This is a genomic window from Clostridium neonatale, assembly GCF_001458595.1.
Lineage (GTDB): Bacteria > Bacillota > Clostridia > Clostridiales > Clostridiaceae > Clostridium > Clostridium neonatale.
Map to the genome: position 1 here is coordinate 174,408 of NZ_LN890328.1, position 22,045 is coordinate 196,452.

Annotated in this window: 22 protein-coding genes; 21 read left to right on the forward strand and 1 reads right to left on the reverse strand. The window is 29.3% G+C overall.

The features are described from left to right. Position 1 precedes the first annotated feature (1 nt). Positions 2–928 (forward strand): DMT family transporter, encoded by a 927-nt coding sequence (locus BN2920_RS07845; protein ID WP_058294470.1) that lies wholly within the window; start codon positions 2–4, stop codon positions 926–928. A gap of 146 nt (positions 929–1,074) precedes the next feature. Here the strand turns inward: BN2920_RS07845 and BN2920_RS07850 are convergent, their stop codons facing one another. Next, positions 1,075–1,551 (reverse strand): GNAT family N-acetyltransferase, encoded by a 477-nt coding sequence (locus tag BN2920_RS07850; RefSeq protein WP_058294471.1) that lies wholly within the window; start codon positions 1,549–1,551, stop codon positions 1,075–1,077. Between the two features lie 264 nt (positions 1,552–1,815). On the opposite strand from BN2920_RS07850, the gene BN2920_RS07855 reads away from it, so the two are divergent. The 20 genes from BN2920_RS07855 (at position 1,816) to BN2920_RS07945 (ending at position 22,040) form a co-directional block, all read left to right on the forward strand. Continuing rightward, entirely contained in the window at positions 1,816–2,568 is a 753-nt protein-coding gene (locus tag BN2920_RS07855) for a class I SAM-dependent methyltransferase (RefSeq protein WP_058294472.1), read from the forward strand. Between the two features lie 430 nt (positions 2,569–2,998). Then, on the forward strand, positions 2,999–4,477 hold the full coding sequence (locus BN2920_RS07860; RefSeq protein ID WP_058294473.1) for an SMI1/KNR4 family protein: 1,479 nt from the start codon (positions 2,999–3,001) through the stop codon (positions 4,475–4,477). A gap of 548 nt (positions 4,478–5,025) precedes the next feature. Beyond that, the gene (locus BN2920_RS22040) at positions 5,026–5,154 is read left to right on the forward strand and encodes a DUF2798 domain-containing protein (RefSeq protein ID WP_242868342.1); all 129 of its coding nucleotides are present in this window, start codon (positions 5,026–5,028) and stop codon (positions 5,152–5,154) included. Positions 5,155–5,837: 683 nt separating this feature from the next. After that, complete coding sequence (locus tag BN2920_RS07865) at positions 5,838–6,692, forward strand: Cof-type HAD-IIB family hydrolase (protein WP_058294474.1); 855 nt, start codon at positions 5,838–5,840, stop codon at positions 6,690–6,692. A 39-nt stretch (positions 6,693–6,731) separates the two neighbouring features. Further along, entirely contained in the window at positions 6,732–7,592 is an 861-nt protein-coding gene (locus tag BN2920_RS07870) for a MurR/RpiR family transcriptional regulator (protein ID WP_058294475.1), read from the forward strand. A gap of 240 nt (positions 7,593–7,832) precedes the next feature. Continuing rightward, positions 7,833–8,498 carry a DUF5105 domain-containing protein gene (locus tag BN2920_RS07875; protein ID WP_058294476.1) on the forward strand — a complete coding sequence of 222 codons (666 nt, stop codon included), beginning with the start codon at positions 7,833–7,835 and terminating at the stop codon, positions 8,496–8,498. A 644-nt stretch (positions 8,499–9,142) separates the two neighbouring features. Next, positions 9,143–9,547: a tautomerase family protein gene (locus BN2920_RS07880; protein ID WP_058294477.1), complete on the forward strand. Its 405-nt coding sequence runs from the start codon at positions 9,143–9,145 to the stop codon at positions 9,545–9,547. A gap of 14 nt (positions 9,548–9,561) precedes the next feature. Continuing rightward, on the forward strand, positions 9,562–9,816 hold the full coding sequence (locus BN2920_RS07885; RefSeq protein WP_058294478.1) for a TfoX/Sxy family protein: 255 nt from the start codon (positions 9,562–9,564) through the stop codon (positions 9,814–9,816). A 169-nt stretch (positions 9,817–9,985) separates the two neighbouring features. After that, the gene (locus BN2920_RS07890; RefSeq protein ID WP_058294479.1) at positions 9,986–10,654 is read left to right on the forward strand and encodes an epoxyqueuosine reductase; all 669 of its coding nucleotides are present in this window, start codon (positions 9,986–9,988) and stop codon (positions 10,652–10,654) included. Between the two features lie 161 nt (positions 10,655–10,815). Next, positions 10,816–11,412, forward strand: a complete 597-nt coding sequence (locus BN2920_RS07895) for a nitroreductase family protein (protein ID WP_058294480.1) — start codon at positions 10,816–10,818, stop codon at positions 11,410–11,412. 823 nt (positions 11,413–12,235) lie between these two features. Then, positions 12,236–13,162 carry an AEC family transporter gene (locus BN2920_RS07900; protein WP_058294481.1) on the forward strand — a complete coding sequence of 309 codons (927 nt, stop codon included), beginning with the start codon at positions 12,236–12,238 and terminating at the stop codon, positions 13,160–13,162. A gap of 77 nt (positions 13,163–13,239) precedes the next feature. Continuing rightward, positions 13,240–14,244 carry a PdxA family dehydrogenase gene (locus BN2920_RS07905; RefSeq protein WP_058294482.1) on the forward strand — a complete coding sequence of 335 codons (1,005 nt, stop codon included), beginning with the start codon at positions 13,240–13,242 and terminating at the stop codon, positions 14,242–14,244. Positions 14,245–14,534: 290 nt separating this feature from the next. Further along, complete coding sequence (fsa, locus tag BN2920_RS07910) at positions 14,535–15,182, forward strand: fructose-6-phosphate aldolase (RefSeq protein ID WP_058294483.1); 648 nt, start codon at positions 14,535–14,537, stop codon at positions 15,180–15,182. 748 nt (positions 15,183–15,930) lie between these two features. Beyond that, complete coding sequence (locus BN2920_RS07915; RefSeq protein WP_058294484.1) at positions 15,931–16,761, forward strand: sugar phosphate isomerase/epimerase family protein; 831 nt, start codon at positions 15,931–15,933, stop codon at positions 16,759–16,761. Positions 16,762–16,772: 11 nt separating this feature from the next. Beyond that, the gene (locus BN2920_RS07920) at positions 16,773–17,429 is read left to right on the forward strand and encodes an aspartate/glutamate racemase family protein (protein WP_058294485.1); all 657 of its coding nucleotides are present in this window, start codon (positions 16,773–16,775) and stop codon (positions 17,427–17,429) included. Positions 17,430–17,456: 27 nt separating this feature from the next. Next, positions 17,457–18,284 carry a transketolase gene (locus BN2920_RS07925; RefSeq protein ID WP_058296876.1) on the forward strand — a complete coding sequence of 276 codons (828 nt, stop codon included), beginning with the start codon at positions 17,457–17,459 and terminating at the stop codon, positions 18,282–18,284. Then, positions 18,284–19,216 carry a transketolase family protein gene (locus BN2920_RS07930; RefSeq protein ID WP_058294486.1) on the forward strand — a complete coding sequence of 311 codons (933 nt, stop codon included), beginning with the start codon at positions 18,284–18,286 and terminating at the stop codon, positions 19,214–19,216. The genes BN2920_RS07925 and BN2920_RS07930 overlap by 1 nt, the downstream gene beginning before the upstream one ends. A 5-nt stretch (positions 19,217–19,221) precedes the next feature. After that, positions 19,222–20,133 (forward strand): sugar phosphate isomerase/epimerase family protein, encoded by a 912-nt coding sequence (locus tag BN2920_RS07935; RefSeq protein ID WP_058294487.1) that lies wholly within the window; start codon positions 19,222–19,224, stop codon positions 20,131–20,133. Between the two features lie 27 nt (positions 20,134–20,160). Next, the gene (locus tag BN2920_RS07940; protein ID WP_058294488.1) at positions 20,161–21,063 is read left to right on the forward strand and encodes a sugar phosphate isomerase/epimerase family protein; all 903 of its coding nucleotides are present in this window, start codon (positions 20,161–20,163) and stop codon (positions 21,061–21,063) included. A gap of 20 nt (positions 21,064–21,083) precedes the next feature. After that, a complete protein-coding gene (locus tag BN2920_RS07945) occupies positions 21,084–22,040 on the forward strand; it encodes a D-2-hydroxyacid dehydrogenase (RefSeq protein WP_058294489.1) in 957 nt (318 codons plus the stop codon). Positions 22,041–22,045 lie beyond the last annotated feature (5 nt).

Sequence of the window (22,045 nt, forward strand, 5' to 3'; positions counted from 1 at the left end):
TATGAAACAAAATAATAATATAAGAGAACATTTTGCAGCTTTATTTACTGTATTTATATGGGGGACGACATATATATCAACAAAAATTTTGTTGGTAGATTTTCAGGCAATAGAGATTTTATTTTTTAGATTTGTAATTGGATTTCTTACATTAATGGTAATTTATCCTAAGAGATTAAAGGGGACAAGTATAAAACAAGAGCTTATGTTTGTTTTGGCTGGATTATCTGGAGTAACACTTTATTTTTTATTGGAGAATATTGCATTAACTTATTCTATGGCTTCAAATGTTGGGGTAATCACTGCGGTAGCTCCATTTTTTACAGGAATTATGTCTTATATTTTCTTAAAAGAAGAAAGACCTAAAGGAAACTTTTTTATAGGGTTTATTACATCAATGATGGGAATATTTATGATTAGTTTTAATGGAACTACAGAGTTTCATTTAAATCCACTTGGGGATTTTCTTGCACTACTCGCAGTAATTATGTGGGCAGTATATTCTGTATTTACAAAGAAAATAAGTGCTTACGGATATAGCACAATCCAAACCACAAGAAGAACTTTCTTATATGGTTTAATATTTATGATACCTGCTTTATTCTTCTTTGATTTCCAAATAGGGTTAGAGAGATTTACAAATACAACTTATTTATTTAATATTTTATTTTTAGGATTTGGAGCATCAGCACTTTGCTTTGTTACATGGAATCTAGCTGTAAAAGCTTTAGGTGCTGTAAAGACAAGCGTATATATTTATGCAGTTCCAGTTATTACAGTTGTAACATCTGTAATTGTATTACATGAGAAGATAACTAAAGTTGCAGCTATAGGAACTTTACTTACTTTGGCAGGATTATTTTTCTCTCAAAGTAAAATTGAATTTAAAAAGAAATCTCAAACTTTAGCAATGGAGAATGATCAATAAATTTTTCTTATATGACGAATGTAAAGAAAAATTCTAAAATTCTAAAATTCTAAAATTCTTGAGAATTTTAGAATTTAGGAATTTTAGAATTTATATTCTTTAATATTGAAATTGTTTAGTTAATATTTCTATAGTATAAAATAATTTTAATTATCTTCAAAGATATATTTCATTGATGTATAATTTGACTTTTCCTCTAAAAATCCTATCTTTTTATATAAAGGATACCCATCTTTAGTAGCTTTTAATTCTACAAAATCAAGTCTCATTTTTTCAGCATCACTTAATAACATTTCCATAAGATGTTTAGCAATCCCCAGTCTACGGTAATTTTTATCAGTATAAACATTTAAAACTGCTCCTGTTTTTCCAGTGATAAAATTTGGATTAGCTGGTTTCTCCGCGACTAGTAATAATGCTGTTGCAACGATGCACATATTATCATCTTCAGATAAATAGGCAAATAAATCATGATTTAAATGTTTTGAAAAATAATCTGGGAGACTTTTTTTGATTTTTTCTTCTGTTATTTCATCTAGAACCCCATAATCATCATTTAGATATGCAATTCTCATATTTACTAGAGAATCAATATCAGAATTTGTAGCTCTTCTATAGTTCATTTCTATTACCACCTAACAATATAAAATAGTTAATATATGGCACTATTATAAACCAATTATTGTATTTCGGACAGAGAGATATTGTAAAATTTATACAATCAATAGATGATTAATTAGGATATTATTTTACTCTTAATCAAGGATGTAAAAATAATTATATAACTTAAAATCATATAAGTTATAAATAATATATATTTCAGTTATGAAAATCATTATGATATAGTATTTTTAAAGTTAATATGATTTTTTAATGGAGGGATGATTATGAATATTAAATGGAATGCTGAAGGATATACAAAAGACTTTCAATTTGTGCATAAATATGGTGAAGATGTATTGAATTTAATTGATGCTGAGAAAGGTATGAAGATACTTGACCTTGGATGTGGTAATGGTGCGTTAACAAGAAAAATAGCAGACATGGGAGTAGAAGCAATTGGTATGGATGCTTCAATGGAGATGTTAAATGTAGCTAAAAGCAATTATCCAGAGTTAACATTTATGCAGGATAACGCTACAAAATTTACTTCGGACGAACCTGTGGATTGCATATTTTCTAATGCTGTTTTTCACTGGATTGATGATCAAGATGAATTAGTAAGTAGTATATCTGAATCTTTAAAAGTTAATGGACAATTGGTATGTGAATTTGGAGGAAAAGGTTGTGCAGAAACCATTCATTCAGCTTTGCAGAAGGCCTTTGAAAAGAGAGGATTAAAATATAAACGTACTTTTTACTTTCCAACAATTGGAGAGTATGCACCTATTCTTGAAAAGCATGGATTAAAAGTTTTATATGCTACTTTATTTGATAGAAAGACTGCACTAATTGGGGAAGATGGAATGAAGGATTGGATAAAAATGTTTGTTACTTTGCCATTTGAGAGTCTAGATAAAGTATTGACAGAGGAAATTATTGAAGAAGCTGTACAAGAATTAAAACCAATTTTATATGAAGATGAAACTTGGTATGCAGATTATGTTCGTATTAGAATAAAAGCCCAAAAGATATTCTAAAATGATGCTGTTAACTGGATCAAAGAAAGAAAGTACATTAAATTTTTATTAACAAGCAGGATATAATCGTAATGACAAAACAGCATTTATACAATGAATTTAGTTTATATAGAAATATATTTTTTATGATTTTAAGACGATAGAATAGAAAAGTTTAATTTATCGTTGCCTTTTACTATGAGTGTATTTTTCATCATAGCCTTTAAGGCAGAAGTAGAATATTCAATTTGATTTACTTAAGTATATTAATTTGATATAAATGAAGTAGCTGTTGCAGTTTTTGCAACAGCATTTTTATTAATTATTTAGTATAAACTGCCTTAATTTTTTGACTATTAGTTAAAAAAATAAAGTCTAATAGATGTATATATGGTAAAATATAATTAACATGTTAATAATGGTTAAATTGAAATAATAAGGGGAGTGGCATATGAGAAAATATTTTGAATTTGAGTGTAACAATGAGTTATTTGAAAAGTTTAGTGATTTTATTCCTGATATTGAAGAAAAACTCAATAAAAGTGATACAGAAGATAATATAAAAAATATTGAAAGGTTGATAGAACATAAGCTGCCAGGAGTTTTTGTAGACTTGTATTCTAAATATGATGGCGAAAAATATGATGAATATTTAGGATTGATGCTTGGATTTTCTTTAATGAGCACAAATGATATACTAGATACAATTAATAATTTTAAACATATGGATTTTGAACTTATGTCAATGCAGACAGGATTCATTAAAGATGATACTATAAGCAGTAAAGTACCTTTTGCGTCTGATGGATCAGGAAATTTTATAGCATTTGATATGAATCCAGATAAAAATGGAATAATAGGGCAAATAATCACTGTTGATTTAGACAATAATAGATCATATCTTTTAGCAGACAGCTTAGAAGGATTGTATGAGTTTATTTTTAAAACTCTTAAATGTAAAAAGATGTATATTACTGTTGGCGATAATGGTAAAGCTTATTTTGAATTTGAAAGTGGACATCTATTTAATAAATTAGATGGTATTTCAGGTGAAGTTGGAAGAGATTCTAATGAATATATTAAGATGCCTAGGGATTTTTGGAAATCATATTACGTTGATCATTTAAAAGATGATAAGGTAAGTAAAGAACTTCTGGCAAATGAAAAGAGCCTCTTTATTAAAAATGAAAATCTGTCTTTTAAGCCACTTCAATATATGAATAATTTAAGAGAAGTTGTAATACATAATTGTAATATTACAGATTTTTCTTTTATTTCTAAAGCTTCAGAACTTAGAAAACTATATATTGTAAATTGTAAATTTTCTAAAGATGAATTAAAATATTTGTCATCTTTGAGTCATTTGAAAGAACTTAGTTTAAATATAATGGAAATAGAAAGTATAAAATGTTTGACTGATTTAAAGAATCTAAAAGATCTTAGTTTGCGTAAAATAGATAAACTGAATGTTGAAGAACTATCAAATTTTAAATCATTAGAACATTTAAGTCTTGAAGAATTAAGCATTCCAAATTTTGATTTCATTAATAATTTAAAATCACTTAAAGAACTCTGTATTGATAAAATTAAAATTAAAGATTTAAGCTTTCTTAAAAATCTAACTATGTTAAATAAATTTATTATGAGATATAAGGCAGAAGATGAAAGGAACATTAATTTTATTTCTAACCTTAAAAAAATTAAGGAAGTTCAATATCCAGTTTCAGATATGAGTATTTATAAAGAATGTCCATGTATTGAAGAAATAGGTGTTGATGCAGAAAATATTTTTAATATTGAAATGTTGAAGGATACAAATATTAGAAGTGTTATGGTTTATAATGCTTCTTCAAAAGAAAATGTTGATAATCTTATTTCTAAAATAAAAAGTTATATTGAATTGAACTCTTGGGGATATATGGAGAATTGATATTATTTATATAATAAAATGGAGATAGCTATTAATTTAGCTGTCTCCATTTTCGAGGTTGATTTGTATTAAGGATATATAAATTATATACAAATACTATTAATTATATTCAGTTAAAATGATTATATAGGTACAATATTTTTGATTTTTTTCATTTGTATAATCTTGACAGAAAAAATCTGTTTTGTTAAAATAAATTTACCGAGTGGTAGAAATGCGTAAATCCAGGTTATTGGATTTACGCATTTTTTATTCTTTAGGAAATTATATTTATGGACAATCTGTGGATAAACTGTTTTGAGAAATATTGGAATAAACTAATGTTATTGAACCTAAAGAATAAAAAATAAAATATATGCGCCTGGCCTTTTATTCGGCAAGCTCAGAAAATCCAGAATGCGCTAAAAAAATCGACGGCTAAAGGATTTCCTTAAATAGGAGGTCCATTAGCTAGAAAACTAGCCTTTAAACTTGTAGATTCTAAAAAACACAAGCCAATTGTAATTATATTAGCAATTTCTGTAATGACAGTTTGTTGCATGTGTCCAATGATGAGTTTAGTAGCAACAATATTGTTTAAAGGAGTTGATATTGAATTTTTTGCAAAATGGATTCAAACTGTGGTAATTGATTTTCCAATGGCTTTATGCTGGCAGATTTTCATAGCAGGCCATTAGTTAGATTTATTTTTAGAAAACTTTTTGCAAAGCAGCTTAAAGAACAATAAGTTTGCGCTGCATAATATTATAGAAAAGTACTTTAAAGTGGAATGAAATATATTAAAATAATAGGCTGATGAATAAAATTCAAATTTAACAATGGAATTCTATTAATAATATCTGAAAAGAAATATAAGATTTAAATATCGCATTAATTCATAAGTAAAAATGAATTTGCGGTATTTTTTGTGTGTAATATTAGATTAAAGATAAAATATGAAAAGTAGGAACTAAATAAAAAATATATTTACACAAGCAGAGATTTACCCTATAAATCTCTGCCCAAAAACCTCACATAATCTATACCATTGCAAAGTTTATCATAAAATACAATATAAGTAAATAGTTTTTGCGAAATATATAAGTTAATTATAGGAAAATAAAACAAATATATAATTTAATATATATATTTATTGATAAATCATAAATTTTTGAATTATGATATGAATTGTTTTGATGATAAATTGATTATATGGTGAAAGAAGATTGAATTTATAATATGAAAAATATATTCCAAAAGAAATATATTTTTCTTATTTTTAATGAAAAGTAAGTTTCAACTTTTATTAAACTTATTGGCAGATATATTTATAGGATTATAATGACTTATATAAAGAGTTTTATATAAGGGGGACAAACGAATGAGTAAAATAAAAGCAATTGTTATGGATGTTGATGGTACACTTACTAATGGTAAAAAACAAATTACTGAAAAGACAAAGGAAGTACTTTTAAAAGCGCAATCAAAAGGAATTAAATTAATATTGGCTTCAGGAAGGCCAACAACTGGATTAATAGGATTCGCAAAAGAGTTAGAAATGGACAAGAATAATGGCCTTCTTGTTTCTTTTAATGGATCCAAGGTTGTTGACTGTGAAACATTTGAAGAGCTATTCAATGAACCAATGAGTATTGAAGAAGGAAAAGCAGTACTTGAACATATGAAAAAGTTTGAGGTAAGACCTATGGTTGATAAAGGCGAATATATGCTTGTTAACAATGTCTTTGATAATAAGATATATGCTAGGAATGGGCAAGAAATAAACATTATTGAATATGAGTCAAGAGGCGGAAATTATAAATTATGTGAAATAGATGATCTTGCAGAGTATATTGACTATCCACTAAATAAAATATTAACAGCTGGGCAGCCGGATTATTTAAAGGAGCATTATAGGGAAATGATGGAGCCTTTTAAAGACAAATTAAGCTGCATGTTTACTGCTGATTTTTATTTTGAGTTTACTGCTAAAGGAATTGATAAGGCAAAAGCTTTAGAGACAGTATTAAAACCAATGGGAATAAATGAAGATGAAATAATATCTTTTGGAGATGGCCAAAATGATTTATCTATTATAAAATATGCAGGCATTGGAGTAGCTATGGAAAATGCTGTTGATGAGCTAAAAGAACAAGCTGATGAAATAACTTTATCCAATGAAGATGATGGAATTGCATATTCATTATTAAAGCATATACCACAGCTCAATTGTTAATATTGTTTTTATAATTTATAATGTTCATGAGGTGATATCATGAACATTTTTAGTAAAATGGATGAATTAATTGACTTAACAGATAATGAAAAGACATTAGTTGATTTTATAAAAAATAAGCGCTTTGATTTTATAAATTTAGAAATTGAAGATATTTGTAGTCAATGTTTTGTTTCTAAATCAACTATATATCGTTTGTGTAAGAAGCTAGATTTAAGCGGTATATCACAATTGAAAGTAGCAGTATCAGCAGGATTGAAAGATTATGTAGAAGATGATATTGATTATGATTTCCCAATTAAATCTAATCAGACACAATATGAAGTTTTGGACAGCTTAAAAACTATTTATAGCAGTACAGTAAATAGTACATATAATTTAATAGATTTACATGAGCTTAATGTTATAGTTTCACAATTAAAAAAAGCAAAGTTTATAGATGTTTATACTTCAGCTGGAAATCTATTTTTTGCTGAAAATTTTAAATTTCAAATGGCTGAAATTGGAGTTAATATAAATGTACCTGAAGAAGAGTATTTGCAGCATTTAACTGCTTCAACAAGTGATGAAACTCATATTGCAATTGTTATATCTTTTGGTGGAAGAGGGAGATGCACAAGCAGTATTACTGGACTTTTAAAAGAAACAAAAACTCCGATTATTTTAATAACCTCTACAGATGATAATCCTCTTAAGAAACATGCTAAATATATTTTGTATATGAGTTCTTTTGAAAACCATTTTAATAAGATATCATCTTTTTCAACAAGATTATCACTTTTATATATTTTAGATATTATTTACGCATGTTATTTTAAACTTGATTATGATAAAAATTTAAAATATAAGACAGATGCATATAAAAGGATGAGGAAGTTTCCAAAGGATTATGAGTGTTAATTAAACTACAAATTAATAAGATTAGTATAAATTGAAATTAAGTAATACTATTTTAAAGTTAGATTACAGAATTAGATATCGCAATATTCATGAAAAAATGAATTTGCGATATTTTTTATATTTTAAAGTATTCTGATTACATAACAAGAATTTAATAACAGTTATAAAAAAGATTGACATAAAAAGAAAATAAATGTAAAATGTAAAATGGATTAAATTAAATTAGTAGGGGGAAATTTAATGAAAAACTCAAAAAAACTTATAATGGTACTAGTAAGTATGTTAATGCTAGTAACAATGATTGCAGGATGTGGTCAAAAAATCGAACCACCAGAATTAGTAGCAGAGGCATATTATGATTTGATTGTATATGGAGATACTAGTAAATTAGAAACAATGGGATTTGCAGCAGATGATGTAAATACTATAAAAGAACAAAGAGAAAGTCAAGTAAAGACAACAATAAAAAATACATTTTCTGTATCAGGGCTAAAAATAAGTGATGAGCAGTTAAATAAGGTAATGCAAGCACAGCTTGATGCTATGAAAAAAGTAACTTGTACTGTAGAACCAGTATCAAGTGACAAAGAAACTGCAGTTGTTACATTAAAAACAAATTATGTAAGTATAGCAGAAGTTGATCAAAAAGCAGCAGAAGATGCTATAGCAGAGGTACAAGCTATGAATTTAACAACTCAACAAGAGGTATTAGATAAAGCTACTGAACTTTATATAAATAAGTTAATAGAAGCTCTTAATAATATCCAACCATCAACTGAAACTGTTGAGAAAAATGTAACATTAAAGTTACAAGTATTTGATGTTAGTGGTAAAACTAAAAAAATGTGGTCACCAGAGAATCCTGTTACTTTTGGAAATGATATAGGAACAATGGTAACTAAATAGAGCTAAGGACTAGTATGAATGTTCATACTAGTCTTTTTGGTTCTTTATAGAAAAGAAAATTATATAATCATAAGAATTTCGTACTAGGTACTTTTTAATAGTATAGATTATTTTTATATAGGAACTAATACGGCGTGGATGTTAAAATGTATTGAATGCGCTAAAAAGAATGGAATTGATACTCCAAATACTGAGATAGCATATCAAACAAATTTCGTGAGATGACATAAAGATAAAGTAATTATAATCTAATTTAATAATGAAATAATAAACAAATATTAGATCAATAATATGCTAGAATTGATAATATATAAATATGGCACTATTTATAAAAAAATAGAGTTCCATATTTTTTATTTTATCTAAAGCAATAAAGCATTCATAAGAATTAAGTCTTATATAACTTAGTTTAATAAAAAATATAATGATTTTGAAATATATAATAGTGGATGTTTTATAGGAAATATGATTGCTTTAAGAAATGGATCTAATAGTTTATTTTGAATATAATTTATAATATGTTCAAAAATGGTAAAATGTGATATTATGGATAATATATAAATTTAAATCACAAATTGGAGGATAATTAGTGATTCCTAATATTAATTATATTATTATGTTTTCTAATTAAGGGGGATATATCAATGCCATTTGTAAATGTTAAAGTTATTGAAAACCAAATTACTTTAGAAAAAAAGAAAGAGTTAGTTGCCGAGTTAACGGATTTAATTGTTAAGGTTATGGGCAGAGAAAGAGAATACACAGTAATAACAATTGATGAACTTAAAGAGTATCAATGGGCAATAGGCGGAGTTACTTTAGACAAAAGTTCTAATAAAGAAATAGCTGTTTTTGTAAACATAAAAGTATCAAAAGGAACTACAAATCCAGATGAAATGAATACAATGATAAAGGCTATAAAAGAATTGATTGTTAGGGTATTAGGAAATAGTGCAATAACTAACTATGTTGTTATTGATGAATTAAATCCAGATGGATGGGGATTTGATGGAATTTCAATGACTGAAAGAAATAAAATGGAGCAATAAATGGAGGTAAAACAATGGGAGAACTATCGAAGTTACCTAACATTGGAGAGGTTGTTGAAAAGCAATTAAATGAAGTTGGAATAATGACATATGAGAAATTAAAGGAAATAGGCAGTAAACAGGCATGGCTAGATATAAAATCTATAGATGATTCAGCATGTATCAATAGATTATATGCACTAGAAGGTGCTATTCAAGGGATTAAGAAAAGTCAATTATCAAAAGAAGTGAAAGCAGAATTAAAAGGATTTTATGATACAGTAAAGTAATAAATGGACAATTTGTATACGGTAAGAAATATATATTACTTGGAAATCCAGATTTATATGAAATGAGTGAAGACTTAAAATAATAATTTTTTATATATTAAAGAAAGAATATTTGTAAAGGTGTAATATTTGATTTATGAATATTATGATTTAAAGAGGGAGAAATGTTGTGAACAATGATTATATTAAAAAAATTGTATATTCTTTAGGGGCTGATGTATGTGGATTCTCAAATATAGGAAGATTCGATAATGCTCCCAAAGGATTTCATCCATTAGATGTTTATGCTGAAACAAAATCTGTTATAGTATTTGGTAAGCAATTTCCATCAAGTCTATTTCAAGCAAACACTAATGTACCTTACACATTTTTTAAAAATAATTCTGCTAAATTGTTAGATGATATTTCTATTCAACTTACTTTGGCAATTGAATCAGAAGGGTGCAAGGCAATTCCTATTCCATCAGATGAACCTTATGAATATTGGGATGCAGAAAATAAACATGGTAGGGGGATACTCTCATTAAAACATTTAGCACAATTATGTGGACTTGGATCCATTGGAAAAAATACTTTATTAATAAATAAAGAATATGGTAATCGTCTTTACTTTGGAGCGGTAATTACAAATGCAGAATTAACTGAAGATGATTTATCAAACAATTTATGTCCTGAAAATTGTAATATTTGTATAAAATCCTGTCCTCAATCTGCATTAGATGGGATTACTGTAAATCAAAAGAAGTGCAGGGAACGATGCATCTATGTAACTGATGGTGGAGGATTTGTGTATGGGTGTAATATTTGCAGAAAGGTATGTCCATTTGCAAATATATAATTAAGTATTTATATTAACAAACTTCACTTTTTAAAAATACAAAAACTTTTTATGAAATAATATTTTCTTTAAAATGAAAATCAAATAGTTATTAATTTTAAATAAACGATTAAAAGAGTTTTTAAGAAGATAAAGGAAAAATTATTTGTAAGGAGAGGAAAATGAGTATAGAAGCAATTTATAGTAGGAGAAGCATACGAAAATATAAAGCTGATAAAGTACCGCTAAATATGATTGAGAAAATAATAGAAGCAGGAAGAAATGCGCCCTCAGGGAAAAATAAGCAACCGTGGAAATTTACTGTCTTTGGTGGAGATCAAAAGGATGAGATGCTTTTAGCAATGGACCGTGGAATTCAGCGAGAGTTAAATGAAGAGTCATTATTGCCTAAAGATAGAAATGGTTTACCAGACGCAATTAATACTCTGAAAATTATGAAAGAAGCACCAATAGTTATTATGGTTTTAGATTCAGACTGCAAAACACCATTTGAGCTCATTACAGCTGAATACAGGATTACAGAAATAGTAAATACACTTTCTATAGGAGCGGCAATTCAAAATATGTTATTGCAGGCAGAAGATTTAGGACTGGGAACGTTATGGGTTGGAAATACATTTTTTGTATATGAAGAACTATGTAGTTATCTTGAAACAGATATGCAGCTAGTTGGTGCGATAGCAGTTGGATACCCAAATGAGAAGCCGGATGTAAGACCAAGAAAGCCTATTGATAGTATAGTAGAATATAGGATTTAAACGGCGAATTACTTATTGGAGACAGATCAAGAAATGTTAATTTTAGATTTAGATGTATATTGTCTCTAATATGTGCAATTAATAATAAATTTTGCTTGCTATAAATAAAAATTCTTAAATTCTAGAGTTACTAAGAACTTTAGGATTTAAGAATTTTTTTATGTAGACTATAAATAAAATTATTTTACTATAAAATAACAACTAGTATAAAGATATTTAAGAAAAAGAAGTTAGAGAAACTTTAGTAGAAAAAAATATTAAAGGTTTTTCTAACTTTTTTGTATTGAAAAGTTTATGAAACAAGATGAAACTTGTTAGTAACATAAATATGAAATAAAACGTTTTTTGTTGCAACACATATTGAAGGTGATTTTTTAGAAATCCCAAGAAAATGGCCTTTGAGAAAAATATGATACAAGAGATAAAAGTGGCATGAAAGTTGCTTTATAAATAAGTATACGAAAGGGGGGAGATGATATATCATTCCTAAGGAACTTGTCAGGTATCACAGTTATATTTGATAGATCATATAGAAGTAGAAAAATTGGTTTATATTGGTAAAGTATAATAATTAAAATAGTGATAATGAAGCGAGTTATCTTATGGTATTTTTTTATATCTAATATATTTAAGCGGGAAAAATAATAGTTCTTTAGAAAATATTATAGTTCCTGATGAGCTAGATATTATTGAAATGTAAATGTTATCAAGGAGAGTGGTGAAAAATGAGTCATTTGATCTAATAAATTTGTATTACAAATTGTATATAAATGTTTAGAGTTATTATGAAATATTAAATAAAAAAATGAGGAGGAATTGTAAAATGGCAACTATATTATTAAAAGCCTTAACGTTCATTGTTGTTTTTGCATTAGGTTATGCATTGAAAAAGAAGGGCCTCTTTGGACCGAAGGACTATAACGTTCTTAAAAAGGTGATGGTTAATGTTACGCTTCCATGTTCAGTACTTAGTGCCTTTGGAGGTTTTGAAAATAACCTGGTTCTTTATTTAGTTTGTTTACTAGGTTTAGGATGTAATATCATTTTGGTATTTGTTGGATATATAATGTCTAGAAAAAAAGACAATCCTACAAAAGCCTTTTATATGATTTGCACTGGAGATTACAATATTGGAGCATTTGCAATGCCATTTGCACAACAATTCTTTGGACCTATAGGAGTCATGACTACTGCAATGTTTGATATGGGAAATGCCCTTATGTGTAATGGTGGTTCATACATGCTAACATCAAGCATGATTGAGGTAGAGAATGGAGAAAAGGTTACAATAAAAGACATGCTTAAAAAATTATTTTCTTCGGTTCCTTTCTGCACTTATGTATTAGTGTTAATTTTAGGCTTTTTAAGTATAAAGATACCAACTCAATTAACTGATTTTATTAAACCAGCAGCTAATGCACATTCATTTGTTTCAATGTTTATGGTTGGATTAATGCTTGAAATCAATATAGAAAAATCAGTTATAGCAGAAGTTATGAAAGTTTTAAGTCTTCGTTATGTTATGGCAGCAATTTTTGCAGCTATATTCTTATTCGTTCTTCCATTCGAAGGAGAAATAAGAAGAGCATTAGCGGTTGTTGCATTTGCACCACTTTCAATTATAGGATCTACTTTTACTGAAAAGGCAGGAGGAAGTCCGGTACAAGCTAGTCTTGGAGTATCTATATCAATTCTATGCAGTGTTGTTATTATGACAATAATGGTAATTGGCCTTGGCGTAGGCGCATAGTAAGTAAAATATCGTAGTTCAATATTTTAAATAAAAGTTTAATAATTTAATTTTAAATAAAGAGAGGAAGATAAATTATGCATAAACCAATTTTAGGAATTTTATTAGGAGATACAACAGGGGTTGGACCAGAACTTATAGCGAAGATAGCAGCTAATGGTTTTTTAACAGATCAATGTAGACCAGTTATTATAGGTGATGTTAGAGTATTTGAAAATGGATTAAAAATTATTGGAGAAACTGCGCCACACTATGTAATTTCTGATATAGATGAAGCTGATTGGAGCAAGGGTATTCCAGTATTAGATATGAAGGATCAAAATCCTGAGGATATTGTTATAGGTAAAATAAGTGCAGAATGTGGAAAAGCAGTTTTGAACATGATTAAGACAGCTGCAAAGTTATATAATGATGGAAAAATAGAAGGTTTCTGTTTTGCACCATTTAACAAGGCTGCTATGATCGAAGGTGGATGCTCATTTGAAAGTGAACACCACTTATTAGCCAACTTATTCGGAGTTACAGGACCTTTTGGTGAAATTAATGTAGTTGGTGAGTTATGTACCACAAGAACAACTAGTCACATTCCAATAAAGGATGTAAGTGAACATATAACAGTGGAAAGCATATTACGTGCAGTAAGATTATCTTATGATACTGTAAAAGGAATGGGCGTTGAAGACCCAATAATAGGAGTTGCAGCTTTGAATCCACACTGTGGTGAAAATGGTCTATGTGGACGTGAGGAATTGGATATAATCGTTCCAGCTATCGAAGAAGCGAAGAAATTGGGAATAAATGCAAAAGGACCTTATTCTTCTGATATTTTATTCATAAAAGCATTTAATGGTGATTTTGACAGTGTTGTAACTATGTATCATGATCAAGGGCAAATTGCTTTAAAGCTTAAAGGCTTTAGAGGTGGAATTACTATTGCGGGTGGACAGCCAGCACCTATAGTTACATGTGCGCATGGTACAGCTTATGATATTGCTGGTAAAGGAATTGTAGACACATCTTCTATTGAAAATGCTGTAAAGATGTGTACTAAAATGGCTATAGTAAAACACGATAAAAACTAATATTTAATAAAGTTTTACCTATAAATTTTATATAATTCTCATTAATCCCTTTTCCCTGATAACTATTTGTCTATATGAAAATGCCTTTAACCCAATTATAATTAAATTTTTAGTTTATCAGGGGAGTTCTGTAATGAACAATATTTTTAAATAGAAATGCAGCAACATTATAGTTACTGTTTGTATTAGATAGTTAGAAATATATTATCATTTTAAGGGCTTGAATAAAGCCCTTAAAATATAGTCTTAAATATTAATGTTTCTTAGACATTAAAGGAGGAAAATAAGAAATGAAATTATTTATAGATACAGCTAATGTAGCAGATATTAAAATGGCAAATGACATGGGTATTATTTGCGGAGTTACTACTAATCCTTCACTTATAGCTAAAGAGGGGCGAGATTTCAATGAGGTAATAAAAGAAATAACTTCAATTGTAGATGGTCCAATAAGTGGAGAAGTAATTAGCTTAGATGCAGATGGAATGATTAAAGAAGGAAGAGAAATTGCTAAAATCCATAAAAATATGGTAGTTAAAATTCCTATGACAGAAGAAGGACTTAAGGCTGTAAAAGTTTTATCAAAGGAAAATATAAAGACCAATGTTACTTTAATATTCACACCAGCACAGGCTTTACTTGCTGCAAGAGCAGGAGCTTCTTATGTTAGTCCTTTTTTAGGAAGATTAGATGACATTGCTACAAATTCTTTAGAATTAATTAAAACAATAGTGGATATATTTAAAATCCATGATATTACAACAGAAATAATAACTGCAAGTATAAGAAGTCCGCTACATGTGGTGGATGCAGCAAGAGCAGGAGCTCATATAGCTACAGTTCCAGCTAATGTAATTAAAGCAATGTTAAAACATCCATTAACAGATAGTGGTATTGAAAGATTTATGAAGGATTGGAATGACGCTTTTAATAAATAATCTATGACAAAATATGATGAAAATTTCGGTACAAAAACTTAACTAAAAAACATATAGAATATTAAATATTATGTTAAATATCAATAGATTAATTTAGCAGGTTTATTTAGGAGCATACATAGATTTATGTAAAATCAAATCTATGTATGTTTTTTAACGTATATGAAAGTATAAAATTTTTAGCATAGTAAAAGCCTTAATAATAGAACTTTTCTGTAACATAGATGGGTTCAATACATTAAAAAAATTATAGTCCCGCAAAAGAACCCAAAAGCAAGTTTGGGAACCTTTTTTATTCTTTAGAAAATTATATTGCAATATAACTGCGGCCAAGGTGTCACTTGAGGGTATAACTTGCATTGGTTAATATTATTGATATATAGCATAGTATCCTTGGTGATTTTTTTGTATATGATTATTTCATAATTAATGTAAGAGAATTATGAAACATTCTTTTGAAACATTATGAAACGTTTATTTAAAAACAATGTGAAACATATGAAACATTAATAATGAAGTTTAAAAGCAATAAAGTCATAAAACTAATAAAGAAAGACATTTTATTTCAAGGTGATAAATATCATAAACAGCCTAAAGTGAAGAACTTTTTTACTGTTGTTTTAATGAAATCAAGAAAATATAAGCGCAGAAAATAAGTTGGCACGGAAGTTGCTTAATATATTTGTGTATGAATAAACTATAAAAAATAACTAAGAGTATAAGATGTGTAGAAGGAGGTGAATGGCACATGAAGTTATGTTATCAAGTAGCAACCCCAGATGTAGCAATTTCAGATTCTGTCACAGCATATCAGGGGCCATTAGATAAAAGCTTTTCAGATTTATCTGCTCTTGGATATGATGGAGTTGAATTGATGACTTTAAATCCAAGTGAATTGGATTGGGATTTTGTCAAAAAAGAAGCAGAAAAAAATCACCTAGATATTGCTTTAGTTTGCACAGGTGAGATATTTGGCCAGCTTGGATTAAGTTATACTAATCCTAAAGAAGAAAATAGAAAAGAAGCAATTAGAAGATCAAAAGAAATAATTGATTTTGCAAGTTATCTTGGTGCCAATATTAATATTGGCAGGATTAGAGGCCAATACTGTAGTGAATTAACTAAAGAAGAAACTTACAAATATGCAGTGGAGGCTTTTCGAGAATTAGCTGATTATTCTATAAAAAAGAATGTAATGATTGCATTAGAAACTGTAACTATTATGCAGACAAATTTTATTAATACTTTGGCGGAAGGCGCGGCTATGGTAGATGCAGTTGATAGACCGAATTTTAAGTTAATGATGGATATCTTCCATTTAAATCTAGAAGAAAAAGACGTTATTGAAGCTATAAAGAAGTACAGTCCATATAATATTCATGTTCATTTAGCTGATAATAATAGACGATATCCAGGACATTGTGGTTTAAATTTTGAAAAGATTTTTACTACATTTAAGGAGTGTGGTTATGATGGTAACTTTTGTACGGAAATTTTCCAAATACCAAATCAAGAAGAGGCTGCTAAAGGTGCGATAGAATACTTGAAGCCTATTATTAAAAGAGTATATGGTGATTAGGAGATGGCGTAATGAAAAGTATTGCATTAATTCATACTGTGGAAAGTGTAGCAGTATCTTTTGGTAAAACACTAAAGAAAATATTAAATGAAGAAGTGAAAATTCATAATATATGGGATGATTTTTTAGCAAATAATCCTAATGAAATTGGAGAATTTACCATTGATAATCGTAACAGATTGTTTAATGATATAAAGTCTGCTGAAATGACAGGGGCTGATGTAATTGTTGTAACATGTTCTACATTAACTCCAGTTGTCAAAATGATAAGGCCTTTTATAAAAGTACCTTTGATAGCAATAGACGATGCAATGGGAGAAAAGGCAGTTCTATATGGAGAAAAAATATTGGTACTTGCAACAGCGGAAAGTACAATTATCCCAACTAAAGATAAGCTTGCAGAAGAAGCAACAAAAAATAATATAAAGATAAAAGTTGATGAATTGGTTTGTGCACCTGCTTTTCAAGCTTTGAAAACAATGGAAATGAACAAACATGATAATTTAATAAAAAAGATGGTTCAAAATGTATCAGGATATGATTGCATTGTTTTAGCACAGGCATCAATGGCACACTTGGAATCAGATATTTCGAAAATTTGTGGATGCCCGGTTTTATCTAGTCCAAAACTTTGTATGGAGCAAGTTAAAAAAATTTTATATAAATAATATTAATGGAAAAGAGGTTGAGTTATGATGACAAATGAAAGAAAACAAGAGTTAGAGTCTCTTTGCTTACGCTTCAGAAATGAATTAATAGATCTATTACATGACATTCAAACAGGTCATCCAGGTGGTTCACTATCATGTCTTGAAATTTTAACAACATTATATACAGAGAAAATGAATCACAATCCAAAGAATCCTAAAATGGAAGGACGAGATAGATTAATTCTTTCAAAGGGACATGCTGCTCCTATCTTGTATATGAATTTAGCAGAACAAGGATATTTTAAAAAAGAGGAATTAAAGACATTAAGACAAATTAACAGCAATCTTCAAGGTCATCCTTGTATGCACAAAACAGCTGGTGTTGAGTTATCTACTGGCCCATTGGGATTAGGGCTTGGTGCTGGACTTGGAATGTGTTTAGGAGAACGCTTAAAAGGTAACGATTCTTATATATATGTAATTCTAGGCGATGGTGAAATTCAAGAAGGGTCTATTTGGGAATCAGTTATGGCAGCTTCAAAATTCAATGCTGATCATTTGATTGCTATTCTTGATAATAATGGAGTTCAATTAGATGGAAAATTAGAGGATATTATGCCAATGGGCGATATAAAAGCAAAATGGGAAGCCTTTGGCTGGAATGTGATTCCATGTGATGGACATGATGTAAGTTCAATTTCTGATGCTGTTGATAAGGCAAAAGAAAATAAAGGTAAACCAACCTTGATTTTGGCTAAAACCGTAAAGGGAAAAGGTATCTCTTTCATGGAAGGTAAAAATACATGGCATGGAAAAGCAATTAGTGATGAAGACTATAAGAATGCAAAAGCTGAGTTAGGAGGTGCTTGTTAATGGGTAATATTGCAATAAGAGATGCTTTTGGTGAAGCTCTTAAAAAATTAGGCGGAGTAAATGATAAGGTTGTTGCTTTAGACGCAGATGTTGGAGGCTCTACAAAGAGTGCAGTATTTGGCAAAGAATATTCAGACAGATATTTCAATGTAGGTATAAGTGAAATGAATATGGTATCAATGGCAGCAGGGCTAGCCGCTGATGGATATATTCCATTTGCAAATACATTTGCAGTGTTTTTAACAACTAGAGGCGCAGATCCTATTCAAGCTTTGATTTCATATGATAAGCTAAATGTAAAATTAGCAGGTACATACTGCGGATTATCAGATTCTTATGATGGTGCAAGTCATCAGGCAATTACGGATATTGCTTTAATGCGAGCAATTCCTAATATGACTGTGGTAAGTGTTTCAGATGCAGTAGAAACTGAAAAGGCAGTATTTGCAGCAGCAGAATATGAAGGACCTGTTTATTTAAGGTTAAGCCGTGCTGCTGCACCTGTAATATATGATGAAAATATGAAATTTAAGATTGGAAAAGGTATCACAGTTAGAGAAGGAAAGGATGTAACAATCATTGCAACTGGTACAGTACTTCATAAAGCAATAGAAGCAGCTGAGTTATTAAAAACAGAAGGTATTAGTGCAAATGTTGTTGACATGCATACTATAAAGCCTATTGATAAAGAATTGATAATTTCATGTGCTAAGAATACAGGAGCTATTGTAACAGTAGAAGAGCATAGTGTTTATGGTGGTCTTGGCAGTGCAGTAGCAGAAGTACTTGCAGAAGAATGCCCAGCACCTATAGAAATAATTGGTGCAACTGAATTTGCTGAATCAGGTGACTATGAACAATTACTAGAGAAATATGGATATAGCGCAAAATCAATTTCAGAAAAATGTAAAAAGGTAATTGCTAGGAAGTGAGTAGTATGGAAAAATCAATGAGAAAATATATGAAGGTTGGAATTATCCTTCATATGGCATTTAATGGACTGGCTACTGGTGAAGGTCCTATCTTAGAGTGTCTTAAGAAAATAGTAATTGATGATTATTTTGAAGCAGTAGAAGTTACGCAGATAAAAGATGATAATGTACGTAAAGAAGTAAGAGATATGATTCAGTGTAGTCATATGACAGTAGCCTATGGCGGACAGCCAAGAATGCTTACAACAGGAATGAACATAAATGATTTGAATGAGGAAAAACGTCTTGCAGCAGTTGATTCGTTAAAAAAAGGAATTGATGAAGCATATGAACTTAGTGCAGCTGGATTTTCCTTCTTAGCAGGACAATATGAAGAAGATACAAAAGAGGATTCATTTAAGGCACTTTTAAAATCAACAAGAGAATTATGTGAATATTCCAAATCAAAAGGTAATATGCCAATTACATTGGAAGTTTTTGATTATGATATTGATAAAAAATCATTAATTGGACCTGTAAATTTGGCAAAGGAGTATGCTGAAAAAATAACTTCAGAATATGACAATTTTGGATTAATGGTTGATTTAAGTCATATTCCAATGATTCATGAGAGCATCGAAGAAAGTATTCTCCCAATTCGTAAATATATCAAACATGCTCACATGGGAAATACAGTAATTAAAAGTTCTGAAATGCCTGGATATGGTGATCAACATCCAAGATTCGGATTTCCAAATAGTGAAAATGACGTAAAAGAACTAGCAGATTATTTAAGATTACTACTTAAAATTGGCTTTTTAAATGAAGAAAATAGGCCAATTGTAAGCTTTGAAGTAAAACCATATGGTAATGAAGATAGTGAGATAGTTATTGCCAATGCAAAAAGAACATTAAATTTGGCATGGGAACTTGTTTAATAAATCAGATATTTAGGAGGTACAAAAATGAAAGACCCAATTCAAAAATATTTTCAAATAGGAACTATACAATGGATGTCACATCCACCAGTAAATTATCCTTTACTTGAATCCGTTAAATCACTTGCTTGTGATCCTTATTTTACAGCTTTAGAAGTAACTAAAGTAGCAGATGATGAGACTCGTGCAGCTATGAAAAAAATATTAGAGCAATCACATATGAAAGTTTGTTATGGTGCACAACCTAGATTATTAGGTTCTGGTCTAAATCCAAATGATATTAATGAAGAAGGAAGAAAAAAAGCAGAAGCTACATTAATTGAAGCAATAGATGAAGCTGAATATTTAGGTGCAAAAGGCATTGCATTTTTAGCTGGAAAATGGGAGATAGAAACAAAAAATCAGGCATATTCTCAATTACTAAAAACAACAAGAAATCTATGTGATTATGCAGCTAAAAAAGATATGATGATTGAAATTGAAGTGTTTGACTATGATATGGACAAGGCGGCATTAATTGGACCTGCACCTTATGCAGCACAATTTGCAGCAGATATGAGAATTACACATAATAACTTTGGTTTGTTAGTTGATTTATCACATTTTCCAACAACTTATGAATCATCAAAGTTTGTTGTACAAACTTTAAGACCTTATATAACTCATTTTCATATTGGAAATGCAGTAGTAGAAAAAGGTTGTGAGGCTTATGGAGATCAACATCCAAGGTTTGGATTTCAAAATAGTGCAAATGATGTTGAAGAATTAGTAGACTTTTTTACAGTGCTAAAAGAAGAAGGATTTTTCAATGCAAAGAATCCTTATGTATTGTCATTAGAAGTAAAACCTTGGGGTGATGAAGATGGCGATATTATTTTAGCAAATACAAAGAGAGTAATTGATAGGGCATGGGCTCTTGTGGAAGATTAATAATAGGAGGTAATTAAATTATGAATATTGTAGTATTAGATGGTTATACATTAAATCCTGGTGATATCACATGGAAAGGTATGGAGGAACTTGGAAGTTTAACAGTTTATGATAGGACACCTGCTGATGAGATTATTAATAGAATTGGTAATGCAGAAGTTGTTTTTACAAATAAGACACCAATTTCAAAAGAAACTTTTGAGGCATGCCCTAATGTGAAATTTGTCGGTGTGTTAGCTACTGGATACAATGTTGTTGATGTTGTAGCGGCAAAAGAGAAAGGTATTGTAGTAACTAACATTCCAACATATGGTACAGATGCAGTTGGTCAGTTTGCAATTGGACTTTTGCTAGAAATATGCCATCATATTGATCATCATAGTAAAGCAGTACACGAGGGACGTTGGGAAAATAATGATGATTGGTGCTTCTGGGATTATCCTTTAATTGAATTAGCAGGTAAGACAATGGGGATTATTGGTTTTGGCCGCATAGGACAGGCTACAGGAAGAATTGCAAAAGCACTTGGAATGAAAGTCATAGCATTTGATGAATATCCAAATGATTTCGGAAAAGAACTTGCTGAATATGTATCTCTCGATACTTTATTTGCTCAATCAGATGTTATTGCATTACATTGCCCTTTATTCCCATCAACAGAAGGAATTATAAATAAGAATAATATTGCAAAAATGAAAGATGGTGTAATTATACTTAATAATTCAAGAGGTCCATTAATCGTAGAGCAAGACCTTGCCGATGCATTAAATAGTGGAAAAGTATACGCAGCAGGTTTAGATGTTGTATCAACAGAACCGATAAAAGGTGATAATCCATTGCTTGCAGCAAAAAATTGTATCATTACTCCTCATATTTCATGGGCTCCTAAAGAAAGTAGACAAAGACTTATGAACATAGCGGTAGATAATCTAGATGCATTTATAAAGGGTGCACCAAAGAATGTTGTTAATAAATAATAATT

Coding starts and splice junctions, on each gene's coding strand:
- BN2920_RS07845 (WP_058294470.1), top strand. CDS start 2: ATGAAACAAAATAATAATATAAGAGAACATTTTGCAGCTTTATTTACT.
- BN2920_RS07935 (WP_058294487.1), top strand. CDS start 19,222: ATGGAAAAATCAATGAGAAAATATATGAAGGTTGGAATTATCCTTCAT.
- BN2920_RS07940 (WP_058294488.1), top strand. CDS start 20,161: ATGAAAGACCCAATTCAAAAATATTTTCAAATAGGAACTATACAATGG.
- BN2920_RS07880 (WP_058294477.1), top strand. CDS start 9,143: ATGCCATTTGTAAATGTTAAAGTTATTGAAAACCAAATTACTTTAGAA.
- BN2920_RS22040 (WP_242868342.1), top strand. CDS start 5,026: ATGATGAGTTTAGTAGCAACAATATTGTTTAAAGGAGTTGATATTGAA.
- BN2920_RS07885 (WP_058294478.1), top strand. CDS start 9,562: ATGGGAGAACTATCGAAGTTACCTAACATTGGAGAGGTTGTTGAAAAG.
- BN2920_RS07905 (WP_058294482.1), top strand. CDS start 13,240: ATGCATAAACCAATTTTAGGAATTTTATTAGGAGATACAACAGGGGTT.
- BN2920_RS07850 (WP_058294471.1), bottom strand. CDS start 1,551: ATGAACTATAGAAGAGCTACAAATTCTGATATTGATTCTCTAGTAAAT.
- BN2920_RS07925 (WP_058296876.1), top strand. CDS start 17,457: ATGACAAATGAAAGAAAACAAGAGTTAGAGTCTCTTTGCTTACGCTTC.
- fsa (WP_058294483.1), top strand. CDS start 14,535: ATGAAATTATTTATAGATACAGCTAATGTAGCAGATATTAAAATGGCA.
- BN2920_RS07920 (WP_058294485.1), top strand. CDS start 16,773: ATGAAAAGTATTGCATTAATTCATACTGTGGAAAGTGTAGCAGTATCT.
- BN2920_RS07870 (WP_058294475.1), top strand. CDS start 6,732: ATGAACATTTTTAGTAAAATGGATGAATTAATTGACTTAACAGATAAT.
- BN2920_RS07895 (WP_058294480.1), top strand. CDS start 10,816: ATGAGTATAGAAGCAATTTATAGTAGGAGAAGCATACGAAAATATAAA.
- BN2920_RS07945 (WP_058294489.1), top strand. CDS start 21,084: ATGAATATTGTAGTATTAGATGGTTATACATTAAATCCTGGTGATATC.
- BN2920_RS07860 (WP_058294473.1), top strand. CDS start 2,999: ATGAGAAAATATTTTGAATTTGAGTGTAACAATGAGTTATTTGAAAAG.
- BN2920_RS07900 (WP_058294481.1), top strand. CDS start 12,236: ATGGCAACTATATTATTAAAAGCCTTAACGTTCATTGTTGTTTTTGCA.
- BN2920_RS07865 (WP_058294474.1), top strand. CDS start 5,838: ATGAGTAAAATAAAAGCAATTGTTATGGATGTTGATGGTACACTTACT.
- BN2920_RS07875 (WP_058294476.1), top strand. CDS start 7,833: ATGAAAAACTCAAAAAAACTTATAATGGTACTAGTAAGTATGTTAATG.
- BN2920_RS07855 (WP_058294472.1), top strand. CDS start 1,816: ATGAATATTAAATGGAATGCTGAAGGATATACAAAAGACTTTCAATTT.
- BN2920_RS07915 (WP_058294484.1), top strand. CDS start 15,931: ATGAAGTTATGTTATCAAGTAGCAACCCCAGATGTAGCAATTTCAGAT.
- BN2920_RS07930 (WP_058294486.1), top strand. CDS start 18,284: ATGGGTAATATTGCAATAAGAGATGCTTTTGGTGAAGCTCTTAAAAAA.